Origin of the sequence: Streptomyces anandii JCM 4720 (assembly GCF_014650655.1) — a bacterium.
In the GTDB taxonomy this organism is placed as follows: Bacteria; Actinomycetota; Actinomycetes; order Streptomycetales; family Streptomycetaceae; genus Streptomyces; species Streptomyces anandii.
Genome location: NZ_BMVJ01000024.1, coordinates 49,696 through 53,519, shown reverse-complemented (window position 1 = coordinate 53,519; position 3,824 = coordinate 49,696). Strand labels below are relative to the sequence as shown.

Below are 3,824 nucleotides of genomic sequence, written 5' to 3'. Positions count from 1 at the left end.
CGGCGCCGGTGACCTCGGTGCGGACGTGCTCGCGGTGGCGCCGGACGGACGGCGCGTGGTCATCCAGTGCAAGCGTTACGCGGAGGGGCACCGGGTCGGCTCCCAGGATCTGCAGCGCTTCGGCGGTACCTGCTACACGGTGCACGAGGCCGACGTCGCGGCCCTCGTCACCACCAGCGACTTCACCGCGCCGGCCGTCGAGTACGCCGCCCAGTGCGGCATCCTGTGTCTGGACCGGGCCGCCCTGCAGGCGTGGAGCGACGGCACCGGGCCGGCGCCCTGGACCGTCGCGGAGGTCACCGGCGAGGAGTTCACCTGCTGACCCCGCGCGGTCCGATCCAGCTCAGGGACCGGAGGACTTCACCGAGCGCGACAGCTATTACCGGGGCGTCTACCACCGCGCCATCAGCCCCGACGGACGGATCGATATCCAGCCCAATCCGATCCCCGGCGACGACGGCGAAGACGACCTCTACATTCCTGAACACCCCGAAGTCCGGGTGGTGTTGCTCATCACCACCCCGGCCGGGGACCCGGCCCCGCAGACCCGTCTGGGCTCCATCGAAGGGCTCATCCACCTGAAGCACCAGGTCGTATGAACAGCTACTGATCCACAATCTTCGACCCTTGCTCGTCAATCCAGTTGGTGGTGCCCGTGGGCGATCGGTCTGCTGGAGGCGCACGGTTCGGTTCAGGGAGGCTTCTGGTCGGTGTGCGGCATGATGAGCCTGTGGACTTCGAGCCGTACCGGGGTGAGTTGGTGGCGTACTGCTACCGGATGCTGGGTTCGTTCCACGAGGCCGAGGACCTGGTGCAGGAGACGTTGCTGCGGGCGTGGAAGTCCCGGGACCGGTACGACCCGGCGCGCGCGTCGGTGCGGACCTGGCTGTACCGGATCGTGACCAATGTGTGCCTGACCGCGCTGGAGGGGCGCGGTCGGCGTCCGCTGCCGTCCGGGTTGGGGGCGCCGAGCGACGACCCCGGGGCTCCCTTGGCGCCGGCGCTGGATGTTCCCTGGCTGGAGCCGTTCCCCGACGCACGGTTCGACGTGGAGGTCAGGGCCGATCTGCGGCTGGCGTGGGTGGCGGCGGTGCAGGTGCTGCCGGCGCGGCAGCGGGCTGTGCTGGTGCTGCGCGAGGTGTTGGCGTTCAGCGCCGCGGAGGTCGCCGAGCAGTTGGGTACCACGGTCGCGGCGGTCAACAGCGCACTGCAACGGGCCCGTGCCTCCCTCGCCGGTGTCGGTGACGCCGGTGCGGTCGTCGAGCCGGACGATCCCGCCGTGCGGGCGGTCATCCAGCGGTACATACGGGCGTTCGAGGCGGCGGACGTCCCCGCGCTGGTACGGCTGCTGGCCGATGACGCGGTACTGGAGATGCCGCCGGTGCCGCTGTGGTACCGGGGGAGCCGGGACTACGGCCGGTTCATGGAGCGGGTGTTCGCGATGCGTGGCACGGGCTGGGGCGTGCGGGAGCTGACCGCGGGCGGGCAGCCCGCGCTCGCGGTGTACGCGCCGCGGGTCGGCGGCGGCTACCGTCTGCACACTCTGCAGGTCTTCACCGTGACCGACGGCCGTATCGCGCGCAACGTGGTGTTCGCCGATCCCCGCGTCCTGGAGGCCTTCGGTCTGCCGGGCGAGATTCTTCCGGGCGAGTTCCGCAGTCAGCGATGAGTCGGGGCGGTGCCGCCGGTACGTACCGGTGAAGCACCGAATCGAAGGGAACCTCATCGTGAGTGTCATTGTCATCGAATTCGTCACCCTGGACGGGATCGTGTCCGACCCGGACGGCTCCGCCGGCACGCCGCTGGGCGGCTGGGCGTTCCGGTACGGCCGGGAGGCGGTCGCCGGGGACAAGTTCCGGCTCGGCCGCACGCTGGACGACGGGGTGCTGCTGCTGGGGCGGGCGACCTGGCAGCTTTTCTCGCGGCTGTGGCCGGGCCGCGACGACCCGTTCGCCGCGCGGATGAACGCCGTGCCGAAGCTGGTCGCCACCCGGACCCTGACCGGCGCCGACACATCGGCGTGGGCGAACTCCGCGGTCCTCGACGGTGACCTGGTGGACGCCGTCAAGCGCGAGCGGCGGGACGTGATCGTCACCGGGAGTCTGAGCGTCGTGGAGCGGCTGAGGGCCGCGGACCTGGTCGACGAGTACCGGCTGCTGACCTTCCCCACGGTCCTGGGCACCGGCCGGCGGCTCTTCCCGGCCGACGGCCCCCGCGCCGAGCTGGAGTGCCTGGCTGCCGAGCGGGTGGGAGGCGCAGTCCTCACCCGCTACCGCAGGGCCGCCCGCTGACGGTCCGCGCCGGGTGCGGGTGCGTACCGGCGGCCAGGCCGGTGAGCTGGGCCGCAGCGCGGGAGTCCGTGGCATCGGCCAATGCGGGAGCCCGGGCGGAGGGTCCGCCGGCCGTCCGCCCGGGTGTGCATGCTGCCGGGGTCGAGGAGCGGCACCCGTACGGTTCGGGCGCCGACGCCCGTCAACGTTCCGCCAGAGGTCGGCGCCGCCTCGATGACGTCCATCGAACGGCGCGGACAAGATCGTGGGTGGTCCCGGGAAGCACCCTGCTACGGCACTTCACCGCCGTGCGCGAGTCCGACCGTGGTGCGTCTCAACAGCAGCTTCTCGCTCAAGGACACCCCCTGTTGCTTGTCGGGGTGCGTCGGGCTCAGGAGAGGGCAGTGGCGGAGCATGCGATCGATGGCATCGAGTCGTTGGGTGCTGTGTCAGTGGTCTGGCGGGGTGGGGGAGCTCGACGATCTGGTCCTGCGGCACTGGCAGGGCTGCGGGCCGGTCAGGCGGGAATGTCCAGTTCCGCCTTTGCGGCCTGCATGAAGGGCCCGCGCTTGTCGTTGATGAACTCCCATACGTCCTTGCCCGCTGGAGGTTTGCCGTAGGTGGCTTTCATCAGGCGGTCCGCGAACTGGTAGGCGGCGTCGTTGAGGCGGCGGCTCGAAACGAGGTCGAGGCATTTCAGCTTGAACCACATGTCGTGCGTGAGAGCCGGGGAGCCTTCTACGAAGCGGTTGTCGTTCTGGAAGCGGTGTTCCGCCGCTCGTTCGACGCGCTGGCAGCTCTCCAGGAAGTCTTGAAGGGCCTGCTTGCGTTCGGCGCGCAACGCTGCGGCGGCGGTGGCGGCGGCCTGGGCTTTCGTCTCCCGCGATGTCAGGTACTGAGCGGCGAACGACGCCGCCGAGCCGACACCTACGCCGGCTAGCGACAAGAGCGTGGTCAAGACTTCCGATGCCATGTTCTCCCGCTTCAACCGACGGACTGCCGCTGACGGCGTCGACCATGGCTCACCGGCTGCGTAGGCAGCAATCCGTAAGGTGACGTAGATCGACCGGCCGCTTCGCCGGTGAGAGCGCTGACCCGTCGCAGTGTTGGTTCGCTCGCTCCCGTGCGGTGAGGGAGCGGGGGATGCGGAGGGAGTCCCGGGCGGGTCGGTGCTGGGGGTGAAGCGGGAGGGGGGGTGGTCGATCAGCAGGCCGGGGCACCATGCGGTGAGGATCTGCGCGCTGCACCGGTCGTGTTGGCAGCCCTGGGATTGAGCGCGCGCCGGAGCGTGCGGGGTGCATCGGCCCTTGCGGCCCCTGGGCCGGGGGCCGGAGCGTTGGTGGCCGAAACGCCGAGCATGCCGCTGTTTCCGGCGGCGGGTTGGAGTGCGGGGGATCGCGGGCTCGGCCTGCGTCCGCAACAGGGTGCCGGCCCTCGCGAGGTCCTCGGGCCCGGCTGCCAAGCCAGGCGTGGTGGTCCAGGACGGCATCGCAAGCGGCGTCGATCGCGGCGGGGGAGGAGGGCCAGTCCGGGCCGGCGGCAGGAGACAACTGC

At 70.8% G+C, this 3,824-nt stretch carries 4 protein-coding genes; 3 read left to right on the top strand and 1 reads right to left on the bottom strand.

Annotated elements, in window-relative coordinates; genetic code table 11:
* From IE249_RS38975 to IE249_RS30450, 3 genes are all read left to right on the top strand, one after another.
* A partial coding sequence (locus tag IE249_RS38975) for a restriction endonuclease (RefSeq protein WP_229859584.1) occupies nt 1–322 on the top strand: 322 nt, incomplete at its 5' end.
* A 408-nt stretch (nt 323–730) separates the two neighbouring features.
* Entirely contained in the window at nt 731–1,669 is a 939-nt protein-coding gene (locus IE249_RS30455; RefSeq protein WP_189709945.1) for a sigma-70 family RNA polymerase sigma factor, read from the top strand.
* A 58-nt stretch (nt 1,670–1,727) separates the two neighbouring features.
* Nucleotides 1,728–2,291 carry a dihydrofolate reductase family protein gene (locus IE249_RS30450; protein ID WP_189709943.1) on the top strand — a complete coding sequence of 188 codons (564 nt, stop codon included), beginning with the start codon at nt 1,728–1,730 and terminating at the stop codon, nt 2,289–2,291.
* A 496-nt stretch (nt 2,292–2,787) separates the two neighbouring features.
* Here the strand turns inward: IE249_RS30450 and IE249_RS30445 are convergent, their stop codons facing one another.
* On the bottom strand, nt 2,788–3,243 hold the full coding sequence (locus IE249_RS30445; RefSeq protein WP_189709941.1) for a hypothetical protein: 456 nt from the start codon (nt 3,241–3,243) through the stop codon (nt 2,788–2,790).
* Between the last annotated feature and the right edge of the window lie 581 nt (nt 3,244–3,824).